We start from the raw sequence: 3,283 nt of genomic DNA on the forward strand, positions 1-3,283 counted from the left end.
ACTGGCCAGACTCGATCGACACGCACCCGACCGATAAGAAGAATCCTCCGCCCCACAGGCAGCCTGATCAACCTCCGAAGGACTTACGGGCGAGACCACTTAGCCTAGGTTCCTTTCCACTCGGAGTTGATTGCTGCTGGGCCGTGGAGCGGCTGAGCCAGTTTTCGAATCGGGTCTCGGCGAGGCTGGCGTCATCGCCGGGAACGAGGGTGCGCTCGTTCAGTTCTGCGCCGGAGTAGCGTGCGCGTGGATCCGTGATCACTTCGCGTGGATCGTGGCGTTCCCTGAGGTCTAGTCGGATGAGTTCGTCGAGACGAAACTTTTGTGGCCCCGCCACTTCAACGATGCCGTTCACCGGCGATCCCACGCAGACCCTGCCAACCGCGGTCGCGACATCGTCAGCTGCCATGGGTTGGATCAGGGCGGGTGCGAGTCGCACTGTGTTGCCGTCGGTTGCAAAGTCAGCGAGGCGATTGACGAATTCGAAGAACTGCGTCGCGCGGACGATCGAGTAGGGGATCGACGATCCCTCGATCAGCTTTTCTTGGGAGATCTTGGCGCGGAAGTATCCGCTTTCGAGGAGGCGTTCGGTTCCAACGACCGACAACGCGACGTGATGGCCCACGCCTGCGGCCGCTTCAGCGTTGAGGAGATTGCCGGTTGATGTTTGGAAGAACGTCAACACTGCTGCATCCTCGAAGGATGGGGAGTTCGACACGTCGACGACCACAGAGGCTTCCTCGAGCGCCTCGGCCAGGCCCTCGCCGGTGAGTGTGTTGACGCCCGAGTCTGGTGATGCCGGCACCGCTTCGTGGCCGTGGTCACGAAGTTTTTTGACGATCTTCGACCCGATGAGGCCGCTTCCACCGATAACCACGATCTTCATGGTGAATCCCTTCAGTTGCCGCTCTAGGCTCCGGAAGCCATCCGGTGACGGAGCCGTGATGGTGAAGCACGCTTCTTGTGTCTTTGCGGGTCGGAGAAGCCGATGCTTCGGGCGACGATCGCGGCTAGCCCTGGATGAAGGCGAGCAGTTCGGCGTTGACCTGATTCTGGTGCGTGGCCGTGATGCCGTGCGGCGCACCCGGGTAGTAGATGTCCCTTGCGCCCTTGATGAGCCGGGCCGACTTCACCGCCGAGTCCCTCACCGGAACGATCTGGTCGTCCTCGCCGTGCAGCACCAAGGTCGGGACGTCGAACTTCTCGAGGTCCTCGGTGAAGTCCGTCTCGGAGAATGCCTTGACACTCTCGTAGGCGTTGATGAGGCCCGACTGCATGCTCCAGGTCCAGAACTGGTCGAGCAGGCCCTGCGAGACCTCGGCACCGGGCCGGTTTGCGCCGTAGAACTGGACTGCCAGATCCTTGTAGAACTGCGAGCGGTCCTTGGCGAGACCGGCCCGCAGGCCGTCGAAAACCTCGATCGGCAGGCCCTCAGGATTGGCGGCGGTTTTCAGCATGATCGGCGGAACCGCGGCGATCAGGACTGCTTTGGCAACCCGCGCCGTTCCGTGACGTCCGATGTAGCGAGCGACCTCTCCACCGCCGGTGGAGTGGCCCACCAGCGTGACGTCGGTAAGATCGAGCGCGTTGATCACGGCCGCCAGATCGTCGGCGTAGCCGTTCATGTCGTTGCCCGACGAAGCCTGGCTGGACCGGCCGTGGCCGCGTCGGTCGTGCGCGACCACGCGGAAGCCGTGCTGCGCGAGGAACAGCATCTGGCCGTCCCACGCGTCAGAGCTCAGCGGCCAGCCGTGCGAGAACGTGACTGCCGGGCCCTTGCCCCAGTCCTTGTAGTAGATTTCGGTTCCGTCGCTGGTGGTGATAGTGCTCACGGTCTGCTCCTTACGGAAGGGGGCCTTGCATCGAGCACCGTCGTACCCGCGAGGCACTGAATGAGTCCGTCGAACACCCCAGTCGTGTCCCCAGTCGGCGTGACCAGGACGCGAGAAAACCCGGCCGTACCGGACCATAGTCACCTTGAGCGCTGGGCTGGCTATGCCGGCGAACACCTGAATCGCCAGGCGCGAGACAAGGGCGATCGGGAGCACAGTCAGGCTCCGGCATCACGGGCCAGGTCGACCAGGCGAGCCGACAGTACGTACCAGCTCTCGTCGCCCAGGAATCATCGGCCATGCGGCACGCGAGCGGGCGAACCGCGAGGCGCTGCGACGCCAGACGAACCTACGAAGATGATGCCGGAAGTCTACTCGGGAGTGCGCGGCTGGAGGCTGTTCGGCGTGCCGCGCATTCACCCGCTGTTGGGTGGCGGATCTCCGCTGTACTTCGGGCCGGTTGACGTCGACAGATGGTTGCAAATCACTGTAATGGGGATGTAGGTTGCGATGGTCGCCGTCGTTGGGGTGGACCTGCGTCAGCCAGGAATCCGCGCTAGCATGATTGTCGTGTGATTATTCAGGAAGACGGCGGAAGGGTGAGAATTATGGCCCGTTTGTCCGAACAACTGGCCTACCTCTCAAGGCGTGCCAAGGCAGCCGAGAGTGCTGCGGATGCTGCCGAAGCCGAGACCCGCGAGGAGCTGGCGGCCAAAGTCGAGCAGGCTCGCGCCAACGCCGAGCAGCACGCGAGCGAGCTTCGTGAGAAGGCCGCGGACGTGACCCAGGAGACATCCAGTCGGTGGCGCGAGATCCAGGAGCGCTGGAAGGACCACGTGAGCAAGGTGCGTGCTGAGGTCCAACAGAAGCAGGCCGAGCGCGACGCCCAGCGTGCCGAGCGGCGCGCGGAGTACGCGGAGGACGACGCCGTCTGCGCGATCTCTTTCGCTATCGCCGCTGTGGAAGAAGCCGAGTACGCCGTCCTGGACGCCACCTTGGCTCGCGCCGACGCTGCGGCCGTCAGCACCTGATCCTCATCTCATTGCCCCGGATTCGATTGGTGACGCCCTGCTTGGCTTTTGCGCGCGGGCGTGGCTCGGCCTGTAAGTGGGTGTGGTCTCGCCCGTGATGCGCTTGGCCGCATTGTCGATCATAGCGATGTGGATCATTGCTTCGGAGCTGGCGGGAAGGGTCTCGTAGTCGCGGGCGAGGCGACGGTGGAACATCAGCCAGCCCAGGGTTCGCTCGACGACCCACCGCCGTTTCACCAGGTGGAAACCGCGGGTCCCGGTTTTTCTGGAGACGACCTCGACGTCGATGCCGAGGGCGGCTCCGTGCTCGACCACGGTGTTCTTGAATCCTGTGTCGACCCAGGTCTTGGAAATCGTCTGCCAGGTGTCCTTCGTCTGGTCGAGCAGGCGTGTGCCCAGGGTGTTGTCGGACAGGTGGGC

4 protein-coding genes are annotated in these 3,283 nt (G+C 63.6%); 1 reads left to right on the top strand and 3 read right to left on the bottom strand.

The features are described 5' to 3' along the window. Nucleotides 1-67: 67 nt before the first annotated feature. Nucleotides 68-886, bottom strand: a complete 819-nt coding sequence (locus AC5LUJ_RS24010; RefSeq protein ID WP_250286135.1) for an SDR family oxidoreductase — start codon at nt 884-886, stop codon at nt 68-70. Between the two features lie 124 nt (nt 887-1,010). Beyond that, nucleotides 1,011-1,832, bottom strand: coding sequence for an alpha/beta fold hydrolase (locus tag AC5LUJ_RS24015; protein ID WP_250286134.1), 822 nt, complete (start codon nt 1,830-1,832; stop codon nt 1,011-1,013). Nucleotides 1,833-2,404: 572 nt separating this feature from the next. Here AC5LUJ_RS24015 and AC5LUJ_RS24020 point away from each other — a divergent pair. Beyond that, nucleotides 2,405-2,863, top strand: a complete 459-nt coding sequence (locus tag AC5LUJ_RS24020) for a YtxH domain-containing protein (RefSeq protein ID WP_493465845.1) — start codon at nt 2,405-2,407, stop codon at nt 2,861-2,863. A 3-nt stretch (nt 2,864-2,866) separates the two neighbouring features. Here AC5LUJ_RS24020 and AC5LUJ_RS24025 read toward each other — a convergent pair. Then, the coding region (locus tag AC5LUJ_RS24025) for a transposase (RefSeq protein WP_493465846.1) at nt 2,867-3,283 on the bottom strand (417 nt) is incomplete at its 5' end.

The organism is Protofrankia sp. CiP1_Cm_nod3 (assembly GCF_982290655.1).

Bases quoted from the DNA above. Each gene is read 5' to 3' on its own strand.
- AC5LUJ_RS24010 (WP_250286135.1), bottom strand. From the start codon at position 886: ATGAAGATCGTGGTTATCGGTGGAAGCGGCCTCATCGGGTCGAAGATC.